The 21554-nt window shown below is 52.3% G+C and carries 28 protein-coding genes; 4 read left to right on the plus strand and 24 right to left on the minus strand.

Translation table 11 applies throughout. The annotated features are described in order from the left end of the window. Positions 1-54 precede the first annotated feature (54 nt). A complete protein-coding gene (gene aspS / locus BLP47_RS00120) occupies positions 55-1365 on the plus strand; it encodes an aspartate--tRNA(Asn) ligase (RefSeq protein ID WP_091849209.1) in 1311 nt (436 codons plus the stop codon). A 5-nt stretch (positions 1366-1370) separates the two neighbouring features. Here aspS and BLP47_RS00125 read toward each other — a convergent pair whose 3' ends face one another. The 3 genes from BLP47_RS00125 to BLP47_RS00130 form a co-directional block, all read right to left on the minus strand. Further along, entirely contained in the window at positions 1371-1826 is a 456-nt protein-coding gene (locus tag BLP47_RS00125; protein WP_249883340.1) for a small multi-drug export protein, read from the minus strand. 38 nt (positions 1827-1864) lie between these two features. Beyond that, positions 1865-2035 (minus strand): hypothetical protein, encoded by a 171-nt coding sequence (locus BLP47_RS08355; RefSeq protein ID WP_157671243.1) that lies wholly within the window; start codon positions 2033-2035, stop codon positions 1865-1867. A 251-nt stretch (positions 2036-2286) separates the two neighbouring features. Further along, on the minus strand, positions 2287-2562 hold the full coding sequence (locus tag BLP47_RS00130; protein ID WP_091849210.1) for a glutaredoxin family protein: 276 nt from the start codon (positions 2560-2562) through the stop codon (positions 2287-2289). A gap of 43 nt (positions 2563-2605) precedes the next feature. Between BLP47_RS00130 and BLP47_RS00135 the strand changes: the two genes are divergently transcribed. Then, a complete protein-coding gene (locus BLP47_RS00135; protein WP_091849211.1) occupies positions 2606-3313 on the plus strand; it encodes an HAD family phosphatase in 708 nt (235 codons plus the stop codon). 40 nt (positions 3314-3353) lie between these two features. On the opposite strand, the gene BLP47_RS00140 is transcribed toward BLP47_RS00135, so the two are convergent. The 5 genes from BLP47_RS00140 to BLP47_RS00160 form a co-directional block, all read right to left on the minus strand. Beyond that, positions 3354-3452, minus strand: coding sequence for a 30S ribosomal protein bS22 (locus tag BLP47_RS00140; protein ID WP_009882927.1), 99 nt, complete (start codon positions 3450-3452; stop codon positions 3354-3356). An 84-nt stretch (positions 3453-3536) separates the two neighbouring features. Next, complete coding sequence (locus BLP47_RS00145) at positions 3537-3785, minus strand: 2TM domain-containing protein (protein WP_091849212.1); 249 nt, start codon at positions 3783-3785, stop codon at positions 3537-3539. Then, the gene (locus tag BLP47_RS00150; RefSeq protein ID WP_091849213.1) at positions 3785-4387 is read right to left on the minus strand and encodes a metalloregulator ArsR/SmtB family transcription factor; all 603 of its coding nucleotides are present in this window, start codon (positions 4385-4387) and stop codon (positions 3785-3787) included. The genes BLP47_RS00145 and BLP47_RS00150 overlap by 1 nt, the downstream gene beginning before the upstream one ends. 10 nt (positions 4388-4397) lie before the next feature. Continuing rightward, on the minus strand, positions 4398-5222 hold the full coding sequence (gene proC, locus BLP47_RS00155) for a pyrroline-5-carboxylate reductase (protein ID WP_157671244.1): 825 nt from the start codon (positions 5220-5222) through the stop codon (positions 4398-4400). Positions 5223-5232: 10 nt separating this feature from the next. Then, the gene (locus BLP47_RS00160; protein ID WP_197672376.1) at positions 5233-5919 is read right to left on the minus strand and encodes a CPBP family intramembrane glutamic endopeptidase; all 687 of its coding nucleotides are present in this window, start codon (positions 5917-5919) and stop codon (positions 5233-5235) included. 124 nt (positions 5920-6043) lie between these two features. On the opposite strand from BLP47_RS00160, the gene radA reads away from it, so the two are divergent. Then, positions 6044-7354: a DNA repair protein RadA gene (gene radA, locus BLP47_RS00165; protein ID WP_091849217.1), complete on the plus strand. Its 1311-nt coding sequence runs from the start codon at positions 6044-6046 to the stop codon at positions 7352-7354. On the opposite strand, the gene BLP47_RS00170 is transcribed toward radA, so the two are convergent. Genes BLP47_RS00170 through tilS form a run of 16 tightly spaced genes read right to left on the minus strand, consistent with a single transcriptional unit; the run spans position 7351 to position 20962 of the window. Beyond that, positions 7351-7941 (minus strand): hypothetical protein, encoded by a 591-nt coding sequence (locus BLP47_RS00170; protein WP_157671245.1) that lies wholly within the window; start codon positions 7939-7941, stop codon positions 7351-7353. The genes radA and BLP47_RS00170 overlap by 4 nt on opposite strands. Positions 7942-7960: 19 nt before the next feature. Further along, positions 7961-8455, minus strand: a complete 495-nt coding sequence (locus tag BLP47_RS00175) for an amino-acid N-acetyltransferase (protein ID WP_091849219.1) — start codon at positions 8453-8455, stop codon at positions 7961-7963. 18 nt (positions 8456-8473) lie between these two features. Then, positions 8474-8983, minus strand: coding sequence for a heme-binding protein (locus tag BLP47_RS00180; RefSeq protein ID WP_091849220.1), 510 nt, complete (start codon positions 8981-8983; stop codon positions 8474-8476). Positions 8984-8986: 3 nt separating this feature from the next. Then, the gene (locus BLP47_RS00185) at positions 8987-11443 is read right to left on the minus strand and encodes an ATP-dependent Clp protease ATP-binding subunit (RefSeq protein WP_091849222.1); all 2457 of its coding nucleotides are present in this window, start codon (positions 11441-11443) and stop codon (positions 8987-8989) included. A gap of 56 nt (positions 11444-11499) precedes the next feature. Next, positions 11500-11685 (minus strand): hypothetical protein, encoded by a 186-nt coding sequence (locus BLP47_RS00190; RefSeq protein WP_091849224.1) that lies wholly within the window; start codon positions 11683-11685, stop codon positions 11500-11502. Between the two features lie 10 nt (positions 11686-11695). Next, positions 11696-13180 carry a lysine--tRNA ligase gene (lysS, locus tag BLP47_RS00195; protein ID WP_091849226.1) on the minus strand — a complete coding sequence of 495 codons (1485 nt, stop codon included), beginning with the start codon at positions 13178-13180 and terminating at the stop codon, positions 11696-11698. Next, positions 13177-14031, minus strand: a complete 855-nt coding sequence (gene panC, locus BLP47_RS00200) for a pantoate--beta-alanine ligase (protein WP_091849228.1) — start codon at positions 14029-14031, stop codon at positions 13177-13179. Before panC ends, lysS begins: the two co-directional genes overlap by 4 nt. Continuing rightward, the gene (locus BLP47_RS00205) at positions 14031-14720 is read right to left on the minus strand and encodes a DUF2520 domain-containing protein (protein ID WP_091849230.1); all 690 of its coding nucleotides are present in this window, start codon (positions 14718-14720) and stop codon (positions 14031-14033) included. Before BLP47_RS00205 ends, panC begins: the two co-directional genes overlap by 1 nt. Further along, positions 14717-15181 (minus strand): DUF3180 domain-containing protein, encoded by a 465-nt coding sequence (locus tag BLP47_RS00210; RefSeq protein WP_091849232.1) that lies wholly within the window; start codon positions 15179-15181, stop codon positions 14717-14719. The genes BLP47_RS00205 and BLP47_RS00210 overlap by 4 nt, the downstream gene beginning before the upstream one ends. After that, the gene (gene folK / locus BLP47_RS00215) at positions 15178-15666 is read right to left on the minus strand and encodes a 2-amino-4-hydroxy-6-hydroxymethyldihydropteridine diphosphokinase (protein WP_249883341.1); all 489 of its coding nucleotides are present in this window, start codon (positions 15664-15666) and stop codon (positions 15178-15180) included. Before folK ends, BLP47_RS00210 begins: the two co-directional genes overlap by 4 nt. Continuing rightward, entirely contained in the window at positions 15659-16021 is a 363-nt protein-coding gene (gene folB, locus BLP47_RS00220; protein ID WP_091849236.1) for a dihydroneopterin aldolase, read from the minus strand. Before folB ends, folK begins: the two co-directional genes overlap by 8 nt. Further along, positions 16018-16854: a dihydropteroate synthase gene (folP, locus tag BLP47_RS00225; RefSeq protein ID WP_091849238.1), complete on the minus strand. Its 837-nt coding sequence runs from the start codon at positions 16852-16854 to the stop codon at positions 16018-16020. The genes folB and folP overlap by 4 nt, the downstream gene beginning before the upstream one ends. A 2-nt stretch (positions 16855-16856) precedes the next feature. Then, positions 16857-17408: a GTP cyclohydrolase I FolE gene (folE, locus tag BLP47_RS00230; protein WP_091849244.1), complete on the minus strand. Its 552-nt coding sequence runs from the start codon at positions 17406-17408 to the stop codon at positions 16857-16859. After that, the gene (gene ftsH, locus BLP47_RS00235; protein ID WP_091852738.1) at positions 17398-19380 is read right to left on the minus strand and encodes an ATP-dependent zinc metalloprotease FtsH; all 1983 of its coding nucleotides are present in this window, start codon (positions 19378-19380) and stop codon (positions 17398-17400) included. The genes folE and ftsH overlap by 11 nt, the downstream gene beginning before the upstream one ends. Positions 19381-19410: 30 nt before the next feature. Next, positions 19411-19956 carry a hypoxanthine phosphoribosyltransferase gene (gene hpt / locus BLP47_RS00240; RefSeq protein ID WP_091849245.1) on the minus strand — a complete coding sequence of 182 codons (546 nt, stop codon included), beginning with the start codon at positions 19954-19956 and terminating at the stop codon, positions 19411-19413. A gap of 1 nt (position 19957) precedes the next feature. Then, positions 19958-20962, minus strand: coding sequence for a tRNA lysidine(34) synthetase TilS (tilS, locus tag BLP47_RS00245; protein ID WP_091849246.1), 1005 nt, complete (start codon positions 20960-20962; stop codon positions 19958-19960). Positions 20963-21013: 51 nt separating this feature from the next. Between tilS and BLP47_RS00250 the strand changes: the two genes are divergently transcribed. Further along, the gene (locus BLP47_RS00250; RefSeq protein ID WP_091849247.1) at positions 21014-21493 is read left to right on the plus strand and encodes an inorganic diphosphatase; all 480 of its coding nucleotides are present in this window, start codon (positions 21014-21016) and stop codon (positions 21491-21493) included. Positions 21494-21554: the final 61 nt, after the last annotated feature.

Genomic DNA, 21554 nt, shown 5'->3' on the forward strand with positions numbered 1-21554 from the left:
AAAAAGTTTACCCTCGCTAAACTTGGGTAAATACCGCAATCTCTAAGGAATCCGATGCAAAACCGCTCACTCATTTCTCAACTGCAGACCCTCGAAGACGGTCCGGTCAAAATTGGTGGCTGGGTGGAGACCCTCAGGGATCAAAAGCGGATTCAGTTCATCATCATCCGCGATGAATCGGGCAGTGTTCAGGTCACCTACCCGAGACCACAAGATGAGGATGCTCTGGCGGACTTAGTATCCTCACTTGCCAGCGGCTCTTTTGTCGAGATTGAAGGCAACCTCAAGCACGATGAGCGTGTGAAGCTCGGTGGCATTGAGATTCTTTTGACCGATCTAACTCTTGTCTCCCAATCACTACCTGATAGCCCAATCGCCGAGGACACCTCAATAGATAAGCGCCTGGACTGGAGATTCTTGGACATGCGGCGCCCAGAGCTAAACCTGATGCTGCGAATCCAGACCACCCTCGAGCAAACCTGGCGTGAAATTTGGCTAGAAAACGACTTCATTGAGATTCACTCCCCCAAGCTGATGGGCTCTCCTTCGGAATCTCATGCTGAGCTATTCAAGCTCGAGTACTTTGACACCCACGCATACCTAGCGCAGAGCCCGCAGTTTTATAAGCAGATGGCTATGAGCGCAGGCCTTGGCAAGATATTCGAGATTGGCTCAGTCTTCCGAGCTGACCCATCCTTCACCTCAAGGCACGCCACCGAGTTTGTCTCAGTGGACATGGAGATGAGCTGGATCGATAGCCATCAGGATGTCATGGCGTTCCAGGAGCAGCTTTTGTCACGCGCAATCGCAAAGGTGAAAGAAAAGTTTGGTGCAGAAATCGAAAAGCTTTACGGCATCGACATAAAGGTGCCGACCATTCCTTTCCCAAGAATCCCGTTAGCCGAGGCACACCAGATTGTTGAGAAGCGTGGCTATAAAGTTCCTCGCCAAGATGGCGATTTAGACCCTGAGGGCGAGCGCCAGATTGCCGCCCATGTCGCAGAAGAACTGGGCCACGAGTTTGTCTTTTTGACCGACTACCCGAAGAATATTCGCCCTTTTTATCACATGCGCCACGAGGACGACGACAGTCTTACAAAGAGTTATGACCTAGTTTTCAAGGGCACTGAGATCACTACCGGTGCCCAGCGTGAGCACCGGGTTGAGGTTTTGGAAAAGCAGATTCTTGAGAAGGGTTTGGAGCTTGAAAGCCTTGGTTTTTACCTAGACTTCTTCCGCTACGGCGCCCCGGCCCACGGTGGTTTCGGTATGGGGCTCACAAGGGTTGTAATGCTGCTGCTGGATCTGCCGAACATTCGCGAAGCCAGCTTCTTATTCCGCGGACCAAACCGCTTGACTCCTTAGTGCTACTAAGTTCCAGCGCCAAAGAGGACCATAGCTAAAGCTATACCGCCCGCCCACAACAAAGTCGCAACGCTTATGACAATCGAAGTCTTGAGGGGCTTTACGCCCGCTGCCACCGAAATAGCTGCTGCAAACTGAGTTCCAATAACAACCGGGCCCAGGGCGGCCATGCCGTAGATGCCCCATTTATCAAAGGATTGCTGCGCCTTTATGAAGCGCTTCGATTCTCCCTGCTTGCCCGCCTTTACTCGACGCGCCAGCATCCAGGCTCTAATCCTGTCACCTAGAAATGCGAATAGAAAGATTGTTAGAGCGTTCCCAAGCACTGCAAACAAAACCGTAAGCGTAGGATTCAGGCCGATCAAAATACCTATCGGGACCACAACAATTGCTTCGAACCAAGGAATCGCTCCCGCTATGAATACACCGAGAAAACCCAGCTGCTCTATATCAATAAACATTCGGCCCTTCTGGTGGATTGAATTCCAAGGGTAGCAAACTACTGAACCCAGTTCGCCAAGCTAGGCCCCGGGACATTCTCAAAGTGCTTAGTGTTATTGGTTACCAACGCAGCCCCGATGCCAATGGCGTGCTCGGCAATCAATATATCTAGGTAGCCATTGGCAAACCCCGTTGCCCTGAGTGACTGCTTGGCCTCAGCTGCTGCCACAGCTTCAAGTTGATTGAACCGCTAAATTTCGGTGGCAACTAAAAGCCCCCAGGCTGATCTTCGAACTTAGTCTGAGTGATCCCGATTTCAGCTGAATTCTCGTCTTTTTCAAGACTTACTTCCCGCCTTTGCAAAAGCCATCCGGCTGGAATGCGAACCTCCATTAAAAAAGGTTCAGCGCCAATCACATTCCTCACTCCGTCAGCTATAGCTATTTAGAGAGACGGGAGAAATGTGAAGCCGTTGGTTGACTAAATCAGTTCTTTCAAAATCAGTTCATAAACCCGGTCGGCATCTAATCGCCACATCCCAGCCGCCCTGCCGTTTAGCAACAGCACCGGAATCTCCTCGGCGTATTTATCCCGCAAATTTTCATCTTGATCGATGTCTAGGTCTTCGACAACGTATTCCACGCCCGGATGCTCGTGGGCAAAACGAGCTATGACCTGTGCGAGGACGTTTTGGGCGTCTTCGCATAAGTGGCAGCCCTGGCGGCCGATTAGCACTAAATGAATTGGAACAATCATGGCTCAAGCCTAGGTCCCCCATCTTGGGTCATAGACTAGGGCGGTGTCGGAGAATGAGCAGAAAAAACCCAAGCTGGAAGCAGCGTTTTTCGACGTTGACAACACCCTGGTGCGAGGCTCAACACCAATCATTTTTGGAAAGCGAGCCTTTAGGGGCGGCGCAATCAAACGTCGCGATATCTGGAGCTTTGCTTTCGAGCAAATGATGTTCATTCGCAGGGGCGAGAAAAACAACACCCTTTCTAGTTTTAAAGATCGCGCCTTGGCTCTGACCAAGGGTCACCCAATTAAAGAGTTGATGGACCTAATCGACGAGGTCTACATCAAAGACATCAAACCAAGACTCTGGCCAGAGACTGTCCAAGCTGCTTTGGAACACCTAGCCCAGGGAAGAGAGGTTTGGCTTCTAACCGCAGCCCCGGTAGAGATAGCCGAGGCGATTGTCAAAGACCTGGGCCTCACCGGGGCCTTGGGAACAATAGTTGGCCATAAAGACGGCCTACTCACCGGGGAGCTCGTCGGTGAGCCGCTCCACGGCCAAGCCAAGCGCAAAGCCGCAGAGAAGCTAGCCAAAGAGCGGGGCATCAGCCTCAAGGGCTCCTACGCCTATTCCGACAGCGTGAACGACCTGCCTTTATTATCCCTAGTTGGCCATGCGGTTGCAGTGAACCCGGATTCCACCCTCAAGCGTCACGCAGAGGCGGCAGGCTGGGAAATCATGCGTTTTAAAAAACGTGACCTCAAAGGGTAGTTAAAGCAAAACCCCGCCGAGGGCGGGGTTTTGAAAAGTCTTACTTCTTGTTGCGACGCTGGTGGCGAGTCTTACGAAGTTGCTTGCGGTGCTTCTTCTTTGACATACGCTTGCGGCGCTTCTTGATAACTGAACCCACGAAAACCTCACAAAACTTTTTGGAATGCCCAAGCGGGCAATTTCTAGAGTCTACTGCTTACGCCCAAGGCGCTCAACCTCTGCATCAATATCGGCATCGGATTGGCTTATTCCCCAACTTGCCATAGGCCTCTAGTCCCATGAAAACTGCGCCGATGCCCATGCCAAAAATAACCCAGATCGGCCAAAAATAACTGCCTGGGCTAGTCAAAAACCAAATGGTGGCGGTGAGGGCAACTACCGCTAAGTAGACCCTGAGGTAGACCCGAAATTCTTGTTTGTTTTTGAGCTGCTTTTTAGCATACGCCCTGAGTTCAGAATCTAGCTGGGCCACTATTTTCTTGAGACCTTCTGCTTTACCTCCTGGGCAAAGTGCGTCGCTTCGGACTTAACTTCTTCGACAACCTCTTCGACCTTTTGGCGGGCAAGCTTCTCGAAGTCCTTCACGGACTTTTCGGTTTCGACCCGGGCTTCGGCTAGCTTGCGGCCGAGTCGATGACCGAGGTCTTTCGGATCAATGTCTATCTCGAGCTCTTCTACTCTTTGACGAAGCGCCTCGGTGAGAAAACTGGAGCGCTCGGTTATCCAGTGGCCTAGCTTTTCGCCAGCGCTCGAAAGGTTGTGTGCCAGGTCGTCTTCTGCTTGGTCGGAGTCAAAACCTAGCGATAGAAAGTTGATCATCCAATCTTCGATTGCCTCCAGTGGTTCTGGGGTGACCGAATAAAAGCGCTTCTGACCCTCCTCGCGAGCCGACACTAAGCCGACCTCGCGAAGTGTCTTTAGGTGCTTGGAGACCGTCGGCTGACCGATTCCGGTTCGTTCCACAAGTTCGGTGACCGTAAGTTCTCCGGTGCCGCCAACAAGGTGAGAACCCAAAAGTGTTTCAAGTAACTGCCTGCGAGTTGGATCCGCAACTGCCTCAAAGATATCTGCCATGTTTCTAACCCTACCCCTTCGCTATTTCTTCTGCTCTTCTAACTGCAGCCGCTAAACCGGCTGAGAAAATGCCCTTCAGATCAGCACCATCGAAGGTCTCAATGATTCTTTCGGTGGTTCCTTTCGGGCTGGTTACTTTCCGCCTTAGCTCAGCGGGTTCTTCGCCTGAAGTCTTTAGAAGTTCCAGCGAACCCCAGAACGTGTTCCTCACAAGAGTCTTGGCATCACTTTGGGAAAAGCCCTGCTCAATAGCTATTTTTTCCCACTGCTCAATAATGTAAAACACCCAACCCGGGCCGGAGCCGGAAATGGCACTGAGTGGGTTGATCATCTTTTCTTCGACAAGAATTGTTTCCCCGACCTTTGAAAACAACTCCATGGCCGCATCAATCGCGGCCTGTGACGCGGTCGAGGCGGCCGCCACCGCCGTGACGCCCATACCGACTAATGCTGGAGTGTTTGGCATGGAACGAATCAAATTCGGATTTTCCGGCACACCTTTGGCCATGGTCTCGAGGGTTATGCCACCCGCCATGGAGATGATGACGGCATTTTTACCAATCTCACCCTGAATTTCTTCGAGCACCTGGGAAATCAAATACGGCTTCACGCCCAAAATAATTAGGTCGGCATCCCCGGCCATCAGCTGATTAGCTTCCTCTACCGTTTCAGTGGCCATAGCGCTGATGCCCATGTCTCTAAACTTTTTCGCGCTCGCCTCGGATCTAGTGGTGGCAGAGACCAGCACTTTGGAATGGCCGCTAGCCAGCAAGCCCTCTAGTACCGCCGAGCCCATAGACCCGGTTCCTAAAAAACAAACTCTTAGTTTTTCCACGATCTCAAGCTTAGGTGCCGAATAGGTAGGGGGCGGCTATCGGGTAGCCGATGAACACCACAACGTTCATTAGAGTGTGGGCGATTATCAAGGGGGCCACCCTGCCGGTTTTATAAAACACCCACCCGAATAACAGCCCCATCAAAAAATTACCCAAGAATCCAGAGAACCCCTGATAAAGGTGATAAGTGCCCCGAATCAAGCTTGAGGCGATAATCAGCACCGCCATGGAATACCTGGGGTTTATCAATTTGAGCTTCCCAATGAAAAACCCCAACATGATGATTTCTTCTTGCAGCCCCGCTCGAAGCGCAGCCAGCACCAAAACTGGAATGCTCCACCAGTTATCAGCCAGGGCGGATGGGATAATTTGAGAAGTTAAGCCAAATTCCAATGCGAGCCAATAAAGCCCGATTCCGGGAATCCCGATTCCAGCCGCAATCAAAGCCGCAATCCCAAAATCCTTCGGCCTGGGAATTGCACCAATGTTGATTTGATCGAGTCTCAGAAAATAAAGCGCCAGCAAAACCGGCACCAAAGACAGGGTGATCGAAGCGATCTGACTCACCAGATCTAACCAGGGGTTCTGCGCCAGTGGCTGGTTAATGGTTGTGACACTCCCGGCCAACCCGACAGATGAGTTCAGCTTTCTCAAGAGACTCAGCACTGAATAGATGGCGCTCGCGCCTAGTGACACGAAAAGCACCAGAAGCAGTTCGTGCTTATGGTTTCTCAGATTCAAAGGGCTATCCACGCTCTAGTTCTCCACATTCTTGCTGAGTCAAAGTTTAGGTGTTGGTGCAAGGGGGTAGTTTTATCAGATGGCCAAAATAAAGTCCGAATTCCGCTGCAGCGAATGTGGCTGGACCACCTATAAGTGGGTGGGTCAGTGTGGCGAATGCCAGGGCTGGGACACTCTCACAGAGTCGACCAGCGCGCCCAAAGAGGTAAAAGCAGCGCGAATCTCCAATAACCAAATCGCAAGACCGATCACTCAGATTCCAGAAGACGCTCAGGGTCACCGGCCGACCGGAGTTTCAGAATTTGATCGGGTGCTTGGTGGCGGCCTTGTTGCAGGAGCCACCATCCTGCTCTCCGGAGAACCCGGGGTTGGTAAAAGCACGCTACTACTTGAAGTGGCCGCTCGCTTGGCAAAAACAGGATCCAAGGTGCTCTATGTCTCAGCCGAAGAATCTGCCGGTCAAGTCAGACTTAGAGCCCAGCGCACCAACGCCCTGGTTGACACTCTGTATTTAGCGAGCGAGACAGACCTTTCGGCGGTATTGGGTCAATTTGCAGCGGTGCAGCCTGATTTGGTGATCGTGGATTCGGTTCAAACCGTTTCCTCTGCAGAAATAGATGGGGCAGCCGGAATGCCCGCCCAGGTAAGGGAGGTCGCCTCCAATTTGATTCGGCTTGCCAAGGCAAACTCCGTCCCGCTGATGCTCGTAGGTCACGTAACAAAAGACGGTTCGATTGCGGGCCCGAGAGTCCTCGAGCACCTAGTTGATGTGGTGTGCCACTTCGAAGGGGATCGTCAAACCTCACTGAGGTTCATCAGGACCCTGAAGAACCGATTCGGTCCAACCGACGAGGTTGGCTGTTTTGAAATGACAAGTGAGGGCATTTCCGAGGTTCCGGACCCGAGCCAACTATTCGTCTCTGGCTCGCAGAATTTAGTTTCAGGCAGTTGCATAACGGTCACCGTGGAGGGAAGAAGATCCCTAATTGCCGAAATCCAGGCTCTTGTGGTGAAGACCAACTCCCCGCAGCCAAGAAGAGTCACCAACGGCGTCGACTCCTCGAGGGTCGCCATGCTATTAGCGGTGCTGGAACGACGTGCGGGAATCTCGCTTATGGATAAAGATGTTTACGTGTCTACCGTTGGCGGGATGAAGATTACCGAACCGGCTGCAGACCTCGCAATCGCCATCGCGCTCGCCTCGGCGGTTACGGACAAGCCGGTTCCCCATGGCACCGCCGCCTTCGGAGAAATCAGCCTTTCGGGGGAGATTCGTGGGGTGACAAACGGTAAGCAGCGTGCCAACGAAGCGTCTCGGCTTGGGCACAAAACCATCATTGACTCTTCTTCCAGTCAACTCAAAGCAGCGATCAGACTAGCCATTGGCTAATTCAAGATAAATTGCTGGCTGTTCTGGGAGATAACTCCATTGACCTCGGCTTTTATGAAAAAGGATGCACCCCCGGTTGGCACCGCTGGTTGCCCCTCTCCACAGCCTTCGCTAGAGGATCGAACCTTGAGCCAAACTGAGGGTTCCGATTTCAAAGGCTGATTGGCCTTGAGGGTGACTGTCGAGTCAATCAGACCGGTCCGGTTGCAATCCCTCGAGCTCCAGTAGGTTTCTTCTCCCGAAGTAATTGTGAAGAAGGTAACCCTGGCCCCAACGTTAAAAAGACAATCCGCAATACCGGTGTTGGTCGCAGAGTACCAAAGGGCTGGATTTGCCGAAGCCGCATAGGAGTTCCGTTCTTCACCGGCTTCAGTTCCAATAAAAGCCTCTATCAAAACTACCCCGGGAGCGCACTCCACCAGTTCCAAAATTGGCTCAGCATCCTTTGTCACAGATTCACTGGGCTGAGCCACTGGGTCGCCAGATCCAGCAAAAAGGCCGGAAACACCCCAAATCAGTGCCACAACCAGCGCAAAAACAATTAGGGCCAGTGTGCGCCTGCGGGCAAAGATTTGTTTATCAGTCAAGCTCATACTGTAAATCTAGTTACAGGTGCCGAAGCATTCGTGAGTTTCCAAGCGTGTTCTGCTTAACTCTTGCCAAATCCAGAAACTCTGCGACTCCATCATCATGCGAGCGCACCAGCTCTGCATAAGTTTCTGGATCAACCGGGATATTAGAAATTTCGATAAAGCCGTGCTTCTGAAAAAACTCGGTTTCAAAGGTCAGGCAGAAAACCCTGCTGACTCCAAGTGTCTTGGCTCGCTCTATGAGTTCATTTAGCATCGCGGCCCCGATCCCACGTCGCATGGAATTTTCCAACACAGCTAATGTGCGAACCTCAGCTAAGTCCTCCCACATAACGTGCAGCGCCCCAAAGCCGACCACTTGGGAATCAACTTCCGCCACCACAAACTCTTGAATTGACTCATAGATTTCGACCAGCTCTTTGCCCAAAAGTACGCGCGAGTCAATCAGGGGCTGGGCTATTTGAGTGATACTTATCACGTCGGAGGTGCGGGCGGGTCTGATCGAAAGCATCGAATAAGTATGGGGCAATTAGTCGCTCAGAGCGAATAGCACTTCATTTCGGCGTTTGAAAAAAGGAGTCCACGGGCCATCGTAGCGAGCAAAGATTGGCTCGGCTTTTGTCTTCAGGTTTTGCTTCTCCAGCAGCTCTTTGAGCTTTTTCGCCTTTGTTCTGAAACCCGCATCGCTGGGAGCTCCGCTAAAAGTGATAGCGGCATACCTTGCACCCGGATGTTCGGTTATTTTAAGGTTCTCGGTTTTGGGTGTTGGCATGTCCTTGAGAGACATGTCGCTGGGCATTACGAAGGAGACCTCAAAGCCGCCATCAACCTCGACATTAGTCACTGGCGAGGTCATGGCAATGTTCTTGGACTCGAGATTTCCGCCAAAAATAAACCCAGCCAATTTCCCAAAGGCCGAATACCCGGCCGATACAACGCCACCTGATTCAAAAGTCGAAACCGTGATGAATGGGGCGTAGTCACGGATTTCAAATCCGTGACTAGCCTCAACGACCTCGTATTTCTGAATCTCAGTCAAGCTCTAAATCACTACCTCTGGCTCATTTGAGGTAACCACGAAGCTAAATTCACCCTCGAGGAAATCAACCAGAATGTCCTGAGAACGCTGGATGTCTCCGGTGAGGATGCGCTCAGAGATAGCATCTTCGATTTCTCGTTGCACAACCCTTCTTAGTGGCCGTGCCCCAAAGGCTGGCTCGTAACCAATCTCAATTAGACGCTCCTTCGCCGAGGTGGTCAAGATCAATTTGAGTTCACGGTCATCCAGGCGAAGCTGCAAGCGCTTCACGAACAGATCAACGATCTGCATCAATTCCGAACGCGATAGTTGAGGGAACACGATTACTTCGTCGACTCGGTTGAGAAACTCGGGCCTGAAGTTCTTCTTCAGTTCCTCAAGGACTCGGGCCTTCATCTGGTCGTAGTCGTTGTTGGAGTCGCCCTCAAGGGTGAAACCAAGTGTTCCTCGAGTGATCTCTCGAGTACCTAGGTTGGTAGTCATGATGATGATGGTGTTTTTAAAGTCCACCACGCGTCCCTGACCATCGGTTAGGCGACCCTCTTCTAGAATCTGCAACAGCGAGTTGAAGATGTCTGGGTGGGCCTTCTCGATCTCATCGAAAAGCACCACCGAGAAAGGCTTGCGGCGAATCTTCTCGGTTAGTTGACCACCCTCGTCGTAACCAACAAAGCCTGGAGGGGCTCCGAATAGTCTCGAAACGGTGTGCTTCTCGCTGTACTCGGACATGTCGAGTGCTACCAGGGCATCCTCGTCATCGAACAGGAACTCGGCCAGTGCTTTTGCCAATTCGGTCTTACCAACACCGGTTGGGCCAGCGAAGATAAATGAGCCCGAAGGTCGCTTTGGGTCCTTGAGTCCCGCGCGTTGACGGCGAATGGTCTTAGCCAAAGCGCCGATTGCGATGTCCTGCCCAACAACGCGCTGGTGCAGTTCCTGCTCCATGAAAATCAGCTTCGCGCCTTCTTCTTCAGATAAGCGGAAAACTGGTATTCCGGTGGCTTGAGCAAGCACTTCAGCAATCAAGCCCTCGTCAACAATGCCCGGGGTGTCAATCCTGCCCTCGCGGAACTCTTTTTCCATTCGCGCTTTTTCGGCGATGAGCTTCTTTTCCTCATCGCGCTTGGAGGCTGCTAATTCGAAATCCTGATCGGCGATTGCCTGCTCTTTGGCCTTTTTTACAGTTGCGACCTTCTCTTCCATCTCCTTTAGTTCAGGAGGTGCTGAGAGGAAGCTGAGGCGCATGCGAGCGCCGGCCTCGTCGATTAGGTCGATTGCCTTATCTGGCAAAAAGCGATCCGAAACATAGCGATCTGACATTCCAACGGCCGCGATGATTGCACCATCGGTAATGGAAACCTTGTGGTGGGCTTCGTAGCGATCGCGCAATCCCTTCAAGATGTTGATTGCCATCGCAGGAGTTGGCTCTTCGACCTGAACTGACTGGAAACGACGAACCAAAGCGGCATCTTTTTCAAAGTGCTTTCGGTATTCGTCCAAAGTGGTTGCACCAATAGTCTGCAGCTCACCACGGGCCAACATCGGCTTCAAGATAGAAGCTGCATCTATTGCACCCTCTGCAGCACCGGCACCCACAAGGGTGTGAATCTCATCTATGAAAGTAATGATGTCTCCGCGAGTGCGAATCTCCTTGGTGACCTTCTTGAGTCGTTCCTCAAAATCACCACGATAGCGCGACCCTGCAATCAGTGAACCCATGTCTAGGGTGTAGACCTGCTTACCCCTAAGCGTCTCTGGCACATTGCCCGCGACGATAGCCTGAGCCAAACCTTCAACCACAGCGGTCTTTCCTACGCCGGGCTCACCAATCAAGATGGGGTTGTTTTTGGTGCGCCTAGAAAGAATCTGCATGACGCGCTCAATCTCGCGCTCTCTACCAACCACCGGGTCCAACTTGCCATCAGCTGCCGCGTGAGTCAGGTTGCGACCGTACTGGTCCAAAATCTGCGAGCCCTTTGGCTGTGGGGCAGATTCGCCACCCACTGAAACTGCCTCTTTGCCCTGGTAGCCACTCAATAGCTGGATAACCTGCTGGCGCACCTTATTGGTATCGGCGCCTAATTTAGTCAAGACTTGGGCGGCAACACCCTCGCCTTCACGAATCAGACCCAGCAGTAGGTGCTCGGTTCCGATGTAGCTGTGGCCGAGCTGAAGTGCTTCGCGCAGCGAGAGCTCTAGGACCTTTTTGGCTCGCGGAGTGAAAGGAATGTGACCACTTGGGGCCTGCTGGCCCTGACCGATAATCTCTTGAACCTGCTCGCGGACCTGCTCTAGGTTGATGCCAAGGGCCTCGAGCGCCTTTGCGGCAACTCCCTCACCCTCGTGAATCAGCCCGAGCAGAATGTGCTCGGTTCCGATGTAGTTGTGGTTCAGTAGCTTTGCCTCTTCCTGGGCAAGCACTACAACACGACGAGCCTTGTCAGTAAATTTCTCGAACAAGTTTGCACCTCCAAAATTCTTATAGTGGAAATGCTAAGTCCGACCGAGAGCGAAATCTAGGGCTGTTCGCCCAAGGCGTTAGCGCGCTTTGCGCGCTCTTCGGCTTCAATTTCGTTATAGCTATCCCGCTCACCCTTATCGGCCCTCAGAATTGAGCGCATCATTAGCCAAAACAGGACTCCCATAAAAGCGGGCGGGATAAGCGAGACGGTTACGTCGATTAGCACTTCTAAAAATGACATGTTGCCTTCCCTATTTCACCAGCGGGAACAAAATGGTGTCCCTTATTCCAAGCCCGGTTAGTGTCATCAACAACCGGTCAATGCCTAGCCCCATTCCGCCCGATGGCGGCATACCGAATTCCAGTGCTTTGAGAAACTCCTCATCGAGCTTCATTGCCTCAGGGTCGCCGGTGGCCCCGAGCTCCATTTGCGCGATAAACCTCTCGCGCTGAACTACCGGGTCAACCAACTCGGAGTAGCCGGTGGCCTGCTCGTAGCCTCGAATATAAAGATCCCACTTTTCAACCACGCCCGCTTTGCTTCTGTGACCCCGAGTCAATGGGGAAGTATCAACTGGAAAGTCGATGACGAAAGTCGGATTCTCAAGGCCGGGCTTCACAAAGTGCTCCCAAAGCTCCTCGACATACTTGCCGTGCAGCGGGTGCTCGATTTCAATGTCAGCCGCCTTGGCAAGCGCCTTTAGCTCCGCTATCGGAGTAGAAGGTGTAATAACCACTCCAGCGGCTACTGAGAGCGACTCGAACATCGAGATTCTCGGCCACTGGCCGCTGAGGTCGCTGATCGAGCCATCCTCCAGCTCCACTTTGTGGGTGCCAAAAACATCCATCGCCGCGTTTTGAATTAACTCTTGAGTCAAATCCGCCATGGTGTTGTAATCCCCATATGCTTCATAGCTTTCGAGCATCGCAAACTCTGGCGAGTGGGTTCGGTCGGCACCCTCATTTCGAAAGTTTCGGTTGATCTCAAAAACCCGCTCTAGGCCTCCAACTACAGCACGCTTCAAAAACAGCTCTGGGGCAATCCTTAGAAATAGCTCGGTGTCAAAAGCATTCGAGTGAGTCTTGAATGGCCGGGCCGATGCGCCACCGTGCATGGTCTGAAGCATGGGGGTCTCAACCTCCATAAAAGCCCGATTCGCGAAGGTGAGGCGTAAGGACTGCATCACCTCTGAGCGAATCTTCACCACCTCACGAGCCCTCTCACGCACAATCAAATCTATGTAGCGGTGCCTGGAGCGAAACTCCTCGCCCAGGTCATTATGCAAATTCGGCAGCGGCCTGATGGTCTTGGTGGCCATCAGCCATTGACTTGCTAGGACAGAAAGTTCGCCACGCTTTGAGGTGATTACCTCACCCTGAACAAAAACGTGATCTCCTAAATCAACCAACTCTTTCCAGAGATCCAATTGCTCTTGCCCGATCCGATCGAGGCTAATCATCGCCTGAATCCGCTCACCGGTACCCGACTGCAATGTCGCAAAACAAAGCTTTCCAGTGTTGCGCAAAAACATGATTCGACCCGCAAGCCCGACTTGGTCCCCGGTCGAGATATCGGCCTCCAAGTTTGGATAGTGAGCCTTTATTGCCTCTATGGTGTTAGTTATCGGGAGCGTAACCGGGTAAGCGCTGGAGATCTCATTGAGCCTTAAACGCTTTGCCAAACGAATCGCAATCTGCTCGGGCAGGTCATCAACCTCTGGCTCTAAATCGCTCATTCGGTCCCGTCAATCAGTAGGTTGTCAATCAGTCGAATCTCCCCAACCCGCACCGAGATTATCAATCTGGTTGGAGTTGGCAAAGTGCTAGGGACCGGTGTAAAACTCTGCGGGTCTACTAGCTCTAGGTACTCAAGTTTAGCCGCAGGGTCCAGCTTGGCTTTCGCCGCATCCGTAATTTTAGCCGCAGAGGGTCCAGCTCTGGAGCCTGCAAGAAGTGCCGGGTAGATAGTTTTAGCCACTTCCAGCTGGTCCTTGGATAGCCTTCGGTTTCGACTGGAAAGTGCCAACCCATCAGCATCTCGCACCGTGTCGCACACCACCAACTTTATTGGGGATCGCTCCCCTGAAACTATTTGATCGCGCAGCAGCTTCGCCACCAGAGCCACCTGCTGAGCGTCTTTCTCACCGAAAAAGACCTGATCCGGGGTGACCATATCGAATAGTCGAGAAACTACCGTGAGCATCCCATCAAAGTGCCCCGGGCGAATGGTTCCCTCAAAAGCCTGACCAATCGGCCCAGCGATGAGCTTTTTTATCTCAACATCCTTGGGGTAGACATCATTGACCCCCGGTGCGAATAAAACATCAGCTCCCTGGTCGGTAACCAGCCGCGCGTCTACCGAGATGGTCCTCGGGTAATCCTCGAATCCCTCCCCCTCACCAAATTGCAGGGGGTTTACAAACGCCGAAACCACCACGAAGTCGCAGGTCTCCTCGGCCTTTTTCACCAGGGCCATATGCCCCTGGTGAAGGGCGCCCATGGTCGGCACGAAGCCGATCTTTTTACCCAGTGAGCGCGCTTGAGCTACCGCTTGGGTCAGATCCCTACCGTTTTGAATAAGTTGCATTAGAGAAAATCCTTCGGATCGATTCTTAGCGCCCCTTGTGCCAAGGCTTGCTCGACTGCAGCGCGAACAACTGGAGCAATTAGTCTGGCGGGATTTTCCATCCCGGCTGCTTCGAGGATACCGATTGCCTGGCCCACCACAAGGGAGGAGAACCCGCTCGCCACACCAAAGGCCTCGGCATAGGCAGCGCGTTGGTCATTTGAAACCACTATCGGCTCGGCTCCAAGTTCAATTGCCAACGCCTGAGCTATCGGCAGCAAGACCTCGGGAGCCGAAACTGCGACCGAAGTGTTTTTCAAAACCTGCAGGTCCATTGTGGTGCCGGTGAAGTGCATCACCGGATGCAAGGCAATGGGCACCGCACCCTGAATGGCGGCCGACCCAAGCAAGCCGATTCCCGCAAGTGGCGACAGGTGCACCACCAACTTTTTGGGACCAAATAACCCGAAGCCCGCGATACCATCACAAACTAATTCGATATCACTATTGGGTACCGCAAGCAAAACCAGGTCGGAGTCCTCGGCAACCGCGAGCATCGAAGCGATTGGCACATCTGGCAACAGCGTCTCGATGCGTTCAATCGCTATGGGTGACTCGACCCAGGCTCCTACTATTTCGTGGCCAGCTGCTGCCCAAGCCTTGGCTAGTACCGGCCCGGCCGGCTCGTCGCCAATGATGCCTATTTTCAATCTTCAACCTCATCGTCATTATTCTTTGGTGCACGACAATTAAACTCTGCCAGGTAGCCGGCGAGCAACATTATTAGCGATCCTGCCAGCCCAATAATCGCGGGTGTCACCAATTGCGAGGGCGCATTAGAGAAGGTGAAAAGCCAGATCAAGCCTCCCAGGTGCCAGCCTAAAAAACCCGCCGCGGTCAGGATGATTGCCCTGGCTAAAACCAAAACTCTGACCGCATAAAAAGGGTTCGGTCTTTCTACCGGCTTCGTCTGGGCCTTTTCCAGGGCCTTACGGTAACGAAATATCGGTAGCGATAAAAAGTAAATAGCTACCCCAATAAAGGGCAGTGTCACTAAAAGAGTATTCGGACTTACTGGATAGCCAAACCCCAAGGCCTCGGACAACTCACTAGCACTAAAGCCAAGTGCGGCACCAACTACCCCCCAGGCCAAAATGGTCAAAATCTTCATGCGAAAATCCAGACTTGGTCTTTGAGCGAGTTTGCTAAATCCAAAACCTTGCCGTGCCCCGAAAGGCTCGCTTCAGAATCAATCTGTGCCCAGGGCACCAATACAAAGGCTCGCTCAAAGGCTCTCGGGTGAGGTATTGAGAGCGATTCGGTCGCAATCAATTCTTCGCCAAAGGTAATGATGTCGATGTCGATTGTTCTGGAGGCCCAGCGCTCTTGACGGACGCGCCCTAAACCCAACTCAACCTGGTTGCAAAACGCCAAGAGCTGCTGAGGATCCAAAGTGGTTGACACCTCGATAACAGCATTGAGGTAATCGGGTTTGGTTTTATCAATTCCATCGAGAGTGAGAGCGTTTGAAGCGTAGAAGCTCGAAACTTTATTGACTCTTAGATCGGGGTTTTCCCCCAGGGTCGAGATCGCACTAAGAAGATTCTTGTGGATATCTCCAAGGTTTCCACCGAGCGCGAGAATCGCCCTAGTCAACACCACGGTCACCTGACACCGAAACCGAAACATCCTGAAACTCATGGTCAATCGGTGCCATTGGCTTGTGCACGGTAATCCCGGCCCGAGTTATTTTGGGGCTGTGGGCCAAAACCGCGGCCAACAACTGATATGCCAGGGTTTCTAATAGCTGATAAGTGTTGCTGGTGGCGGTGATCACCAACAGGTCCGCGATAGCCGCGTAGGAAACCGTCGAGGTTAACTCATCTTCAGATTGTGCCTCGATGAGGTAATTGCAATCAATCAAAAACTCTTGCCCGTAGGCAGTCTCGTGGGGCAAAACCCCGTGATAAGCATGCACTCTAAGGCCCACAAGGTTGATTGTGTAAATCACTTTTGAACCTCCGAGTTTCTCAGCGCCTCTACAACTTTGATTGCATCCATGGTGGTCTCAACATTATGAACCCTAACTCCCCAGAGCTTTCGTTGCAGCAATAGCGCCGTCAGCACGGCCGTGGCCACGTCGCGGCGGGGATTCGACACCGCGGCCGGATCAGTCTCATCAAGCGCATTGGCCAGAAACCTTTTTCTTGAGGCCCCCACCAAGATAGGCAAGTCCAGCGCCTCAAGCTCATCGAGTCTTGAAACCAGCTCCCAGTTCTGCTTTATGTCCTTGGCAAAACCGAGCCCGGGGTCAACGATGATGCGCTCCCGAGAGATGCCAGCGGCCACCGCGATGGCGACCTGCTCCGCAAGCTCTGACACAACCTCTTTTGCGATGTTTTGATACTGACCCATTTGATCCATCACGCTTGAGTTGCCGCGCCAGTGGCTCAGGACATACCTCGCATCGCTTTTGGCTACGGCTCTAAACATTTCGGGGTCGGCCAACCCGCCGGAGACATCGTTGATGAAATCGGCACCAGCGGCGATTGCCAACTTGGCAGTTTCAGAGTTCATGGTGTCAACCGAAATCAAAATATTAAGTTTTTCCTTAAATAATCTAAGCACCGGCAAAATGCGCTGCTGCTCTATGTCCGGGGAAATTCGAATGGCTCCGGGTCTAGTTGATTCGCCCCCGATATCGAGAATCTGAGCGCCCTGGCTCATGAGTAATCTCGCCTGTGCCAGAGCATAATCCGCGTCGAGAAATTCACCACCATCGCTAAAGGAATCGGGGGTGATATTAATCACGCCCATCACCAGGGGCCGGGCGAAGGTCTTCATGATTATTTGTTTATCAGACCCATGACCTCGGCACGATATACCGGGTCAGCAAACACTCCAAGCGAACTCATAGTGATTGTGTTCACCGCAGGCTGTCTTGCTCCCCGCGACGCGACGCACTGGTGCCTGGCCTCAACCACAACAATTACACCCTGGGCATTCAAGCCATCAGAGATTGCTTGGGTTATTTGGTTTGTTAAGTGTTCTTGCAGTTGCGGCCTAGCGGCCAAAATCTCAACCACATTGGCCAGTCGCCCCAGGCCGGCAAGTTTGCCGTTTGGAAGATAAGCAACATGCGCCACGCCGGTGAAGGGCAAAAGATGATGTTCACAAATTGAGACCAACTCGATGTCCTTAAGAATTACCGTCTCATTCTTTTCAGTCTCAAATAGCTCGCCAAAAGCGCTCAGCGGATCTTTGCCAATCCCCTTGAAAAAAGCCTCGTAGCTCTGGGCTACTTTTTCGGGGGTTGACCTAAGTGCTTCGCGATCGGGGTCTTCACCAATAGCAATAAGTAACTCTCTAACCGCAGCGCGGATTCGATCACTTTGCATCTAGCGGAGTCTCTTCGGTTGGCTTTTCTGGCTTTGGCTTTTCAGGGTGCACCTCGAGCTGAATGGCTTTGCGCTTGGGCACTGAAATTGGGCCCTTGGCAGTTACTGAACGTTTTGTTGATGACCGCCAAACGGTGCGTTCCGGTAGCTTTTTAACCGTCTTGAAGATCTTCATAATTTCTTCTTGGTTCAGGGTCTCCTGCTCCAAAAGTGACTTGGCAAGCTTGTCCAAAACGGCCCTATTGAGTGTGATGGCTTGATGCGCTTCATTCAAAGCGTTTTCCAAAATGGCCCGCACCTCGTTATCTACCTGCTGTGCCATCTCGTTCGAATACGCGTGCTGGGTCGCGAGCTCGCGACCCAAAAAGGGTTCTGAGTTGCCACTGCCCAAAGTAATCGCGCCAATTTTGGAACTCATGCCGTATTTGGTCACCATGGTTCGGGCAATATTTGTAGCCTTCTCAAAGTCATTTGACGCTCCGGTAGTCGGATCCTTGAAGACGATTTCCTCTGCGATGCGGCCACCCATTGCCCAAGCAATCTGATCTAGGAGCTGATTGCGGGTGATTGAGTAGCGATCCTCCATCGGCATCACCATGGTGTAACCCAAAGCTCGGCCTCTTGGCAAAATCGTGATCTTGGTAACCGGATCGGAGTGGTTTAGGGCGCCCGCCACTAAACCGTGACCGGCCTCGTGATAGGCGGTGATGAGGCGCTCTTTATCCTGCATCAGGGTGGACTTCTTTTGAGGTCCTCCGATTACTCGGTCGATGGCCTCGTCTATGACCTCGTCGTTGATCTCGGTGCGGTTCAATCGGGCAGCCAAAAGAGCTGACTCGTTTAGCACGTTGGCCAAATCGGCACCCGTGAACCCGGGAGTCCTTCTAGCAATCACTTCTAGATTCACATCATCCGCCAAGGGCTTGTTCTTGGAGTGCACCTTCAGAATCTGCTCGCGACCCTTTAGGTCCGGGGCGCTAACCCCAACCTGGCGGTCAAAGCGGCCGGGTCTCAAAAGGGCGGGATCCAAAACGTCTGGCCGGTTGGTTGCAGCAATCAAAATCACATTGGTATTGGTGTCAAAGCCATCCATCTCAACCAAGAGCTGGTTCAAAGTCTGCTCGCGCTCATCGTTGCCGCCCCCGATGCCGGTGCCGCGGTGACGTCCAACAGCATCAATCTCATCAACAAAGATAATTGCCGGTGATGCTTGCTTAGCCTGCTCGAATAGGTCCCTCACCCTTGAGGCGCCGACACCGACAAACATCTCGACAAAATCAGAGCCAGAGATTGAGAAGAATGGCACGCCGGCTTCGCCGGCTACCGCTTTGGCTACGAGGGTTTTACCGGTTCCCGGTGGGCCGTATAACAAAACTCCCTTGGGAATCTTGGCGCCCATGGCTTGGAATTTTTCCGGGTCTTTTAGAAAATCCTTAATCTCAACAAGCTCTTCCATGGCCTCGTCAATCCCTGCAACATCGGCGAAGGTGACATTCGAGGTCTCTTTAGTGACCATCTTGGCTTTTGATTTACCGAAGTTCATAACCCCGCGGCCGCCACCCGACATGGTGCTCATCAAGAACCAGAAGAGCGCCAAAATGATAATGAATGGTAAGAGCGAACCCAATAGGGCCAGCGGCCAAGGGGTTGATGGAACCTCATCGGTCCAGCCATCACTAATTGGGGCAGCTGCAACAATCTCGGCAACCGCCGAGGCGCGACCCGAGACAAAGTAGAACTGAATCTGATTTCCATATTCGGCATTAGTCGAAGTTAGGACCACATCAACCCTTTGGTTGCCATCCAAGATGGTGACCGATTTGGCCTGACCCGAAGAAATCAGATCTAGACCGACCTCGGTGTCAACCTTGGTGAAACGATCGGCGGTGGCCAATGAGGTGCCGATGAAAACTACCGTCAAGGCAAGTGCGACCCATATCCAGGGTCCGCGTAGAAACTTTTTAACCTTCATGGGTGGCTTCGCCGCCCCTTTCAATTTGGATTAACTGTAAACAGAAGGCGCCAGCACTCCAACGCCATCTAGTGATCGATACTGCTCGTTGTAGTCGAGCCCATAGCCCACCACAAATTCGTTTGGAATATCAAACCCCACCCATCTGACATCAATCTTCACCTTGGCGGCCTCGGGCTTGCGCAAAAGAGCGACTATCTCTACAGACTTTGCCTCACGAGCTGCAAGATTGGCTGTGAGCCAAGAAAGTGTTAGCCCAGAGTCAATTATGTCTTCGACTATCAAAACATGGCGGTCTTTAATATCGGTATCAAGGTCTTTGAGAATTCGAACCACCCCTGAAGACACGGTGCCAGAGCCGTAGGAGGAAACCGCCATCCAGTCTTGGCTGCTCGGAATCTGCATGGCCCTTGATAGATCGGCCATGAATGGCACAGCCCCCTTCAAGATTCCCAGTAGCAGCACGTTCTTGTCTTGATAGAACTCATCGATGTGGATCGCAAGCTCTTGGATTCGGGTTTGGATTTGCTCCTTGGAGGCCAAAACTTTGGTGATGTCTTTATGGGCGAGGTGCACTTTAGGCTCCTGGGTTCAATGGCTTGCCGGGTAGCAAAACTAGCTGATTATTTACCCGCTCTACTGTAATGCCAGAAAGACTCAGCGGTTTCTGTCCGTGCCAGTTTGTAACCAACGCATCCATTTCAAGCACTTGCGAACGAGACAGGCTCTTCGCTCCGTTGGCTAAAGCAATCAAGTGGAGCGTCTTGCGCCTTAGCCCAATCTGAGCTTTTGCTAGCAACTCGATCGCATAACCCCCATCAGTCATTACCTGCAGCATCAGCTGATTGGCCTGGTTGAGTAAATAGTCCTCCGACTCCTGCACCAAAAGCGCGGTCCTGGAAAGCGATTCTGCAATACCCGGGGCAAGCTCAACCTCAAGCTCCGCTAAAATTCTGCGAGCTTTGACCCGCGTGAAATCCTCATCCAAATTCTGCGGGTCATCCCAAATCTCTAGGCCCTGATCGAGCACACTTTGTCGAAGCAGACTGCGGGTCAAACCCAGAAGCGGCCGAATCAGTTTCCGCTCCTCATCAATCTCGCGCATCCCAGAGATTGCACTTAGCCCAGAGCCTCTAACTAAACCGAGCAACACCGTCTCGGCCTGATCCCCCTGGTTATGGCCCAAAAAAATGTAACTGGCATAAAGCTGCACTCGAATATTTTCTAATTCTCGATACCGAGCATTTCTTGCAGCCGCCTCTAAGCCCGCTCCAGCTTGGGTAACCGAGACTCTCGAGACCAGAACCGGCTCTAGGCCAAGGGCTTTGCACACTTGCTTAGTATTTTGGGCCACCACATCAGAGTTCTGCTGCAGACCGTGATCGATTATTGCTGCAGCTACGTTAAGTTTTAGTTTGTTCGCCTCGAATATGGTGGCACTGGCCAGCGCCAGAGAGTCACCACCACCAGAAACCGCAACTAAAATAGTGTCGCCAGCGACAAGATTAAGTTTCGAAAGAGTCTCACGAACAGCGCGCCTGACATCGGCTATTGCCGGGGTCAGGCGAGGTCTAAGTTCCATTGGGTCCCAAATTCGATAATCTGTTGCCCATAAGCCTATTGAGGAGTTGCATTGAGTTACGACGTAGTGATTGAGATACCGCGCGGTTCAAGAAATAAATACGAAATTGACCACGAGACCGGCAGAGTGTTTTTAGACCGAGTGTTGTTCACTGGCTTTGTTTATCCAACCGATTACGGCTATTTCGAAAACACTCTCGGTGGCGATGGCGACCCTCTAGATGCCTTGGTTCTGCTCGAATACCCCCTCTACCCGGGGGTTGGTGTCAAGGTTCGAGCAGTTGGCATGCTGGTGATGGAAGACGATGGTGGAGTGGATGAAAAAGTCCTCTGTGTTCCCGCCAAAGATCCACGCTGGTCTCACATCAAAGACCTAGGCGACGTTCCCGCTCAAACTAAAAACGAGATTGAGCACTTTTTTACTCACTACAAAGACCTAGAGCCAAATAAGTGGGTCAAGATTCAAGGCTGGGAAGAGCTAAAGGCGACTCAAAAGGTCATCGACGCGGCCTACGCAAGCTATACGCACTAGCTCCAACCCAGCCAGAGTGCGGGCAAACTCCAATTACCGTTGAACTTTTCTAGCCGCCGAT

The sequence above is a fragment of the Candidatus Aquiluna sp. UB-MaderosW2red genome, assembly GCF_900100865.1.
Classification (GTDB): domain Bacteria; phylum Actinomycetota; class Actinomycetes; order Actinomycetales; family Microbacteriaceae; genus Aquiluna.

Excerpts from the sequence above, each read along its gene's own strand:
- radA (WP_091849217.1), top strand. The coding sequence starts at position 6,044 with ATGGCCAAAATAAAGTCCGAATTCCGCTGCAGCGAATGTGGCTGGACC.
- folE (WP_091849244.1), bottom strand. The coding sequence starts at position 17,408 with ATGCAAAGTGATCGAATCCGCGCTGCGGTTAGAGAGTTACTTATTGCT.
- tilS (WP_091849246.1), bottom strand. The coding sequence starts at position 20,962 with ATGGAACTTAGACCTCGCCTGACCCCGGCAATAGCCGATGTCAGGCGC.
- BLP47_RS00190 (WP_091849224.1), bottom strand. The coding sequence starts at position 11,685 with ATGTCATTTTTAGAAGTGCTAATCGACGTAACCGTCTCGCTTATCCCG.
- BLP47_RS00125 (WP_249883340.1), bottom strand. The coding sequence starts at position 1,826 with ATGTTTATTGATATAGAGCAGCTGGGTTTTCTCGGTGTATTCATAGCG.
- aspS (WP_091849209.1), top strand. The coding sequence starts at position 55 with ATGCAAAACCGCTCACTCATTTCTCAACTGCAGACCCTCGAAGACGGT.
- BLP47_RS00175 (WP_091849219.1), bottom strand. The coding sequence starts at position 8,455 with ATGCTTTCGATCAGACCCGCCCGCACCTCCGACGTGATAAGTATCACT.
- folP (WP_091849238.1), bottom strand. The coding sequence starts at position 16,854 with ATGAAGACCTTCGCCCGGCCCCTGGTGATGGGCGTGATTAATATCACC.
- lysS (WP_091849226.1), bottom strand. The coding sequence starts at position 13,180 with ATGAGCGATTTAGAGCCAGAGGTTGATGACCTGCCCGAGCAGATTGCG.
- BLP47_RS00210 (WP_091849232.1), bottom strand. The coding sequence starts at position 15,181 with ATGAAGATTTTGACCATTTTGGCCTGGGGGGTAGTTGGTGCCGCACTT.
- BLP47_RS00150 (WP_091849213.1), bottom strand. The coding sequence starts at position 4,387 with ATGGCAGATATCTTTGAGGCAGTTGCGGATCCAACTCGCAGGCAGTTA.
- BLP47_RS00130 (WP_091849210.1), bottom strand. The coding sequence starts at position 2,562 with ATGATTGTTCCAATTCATTTAGTGCTAATCGGCCGCCAGGGCTGCCAC.
- ftsH (WP_091852738.1), bottom strand. The coding sequence starts at position 19,380 with ATGAAGGTTAAAAAGTTTCTACGCGGACCCTGGATATGGGTCGCACTT.
- panC (WP_091849228.1), bottom strand. The coding sequence starts at position 14,031 with ATGCAACTTATTCAAAACGGTAGGGATCTGACCCAAGCGGTAGCTCAA.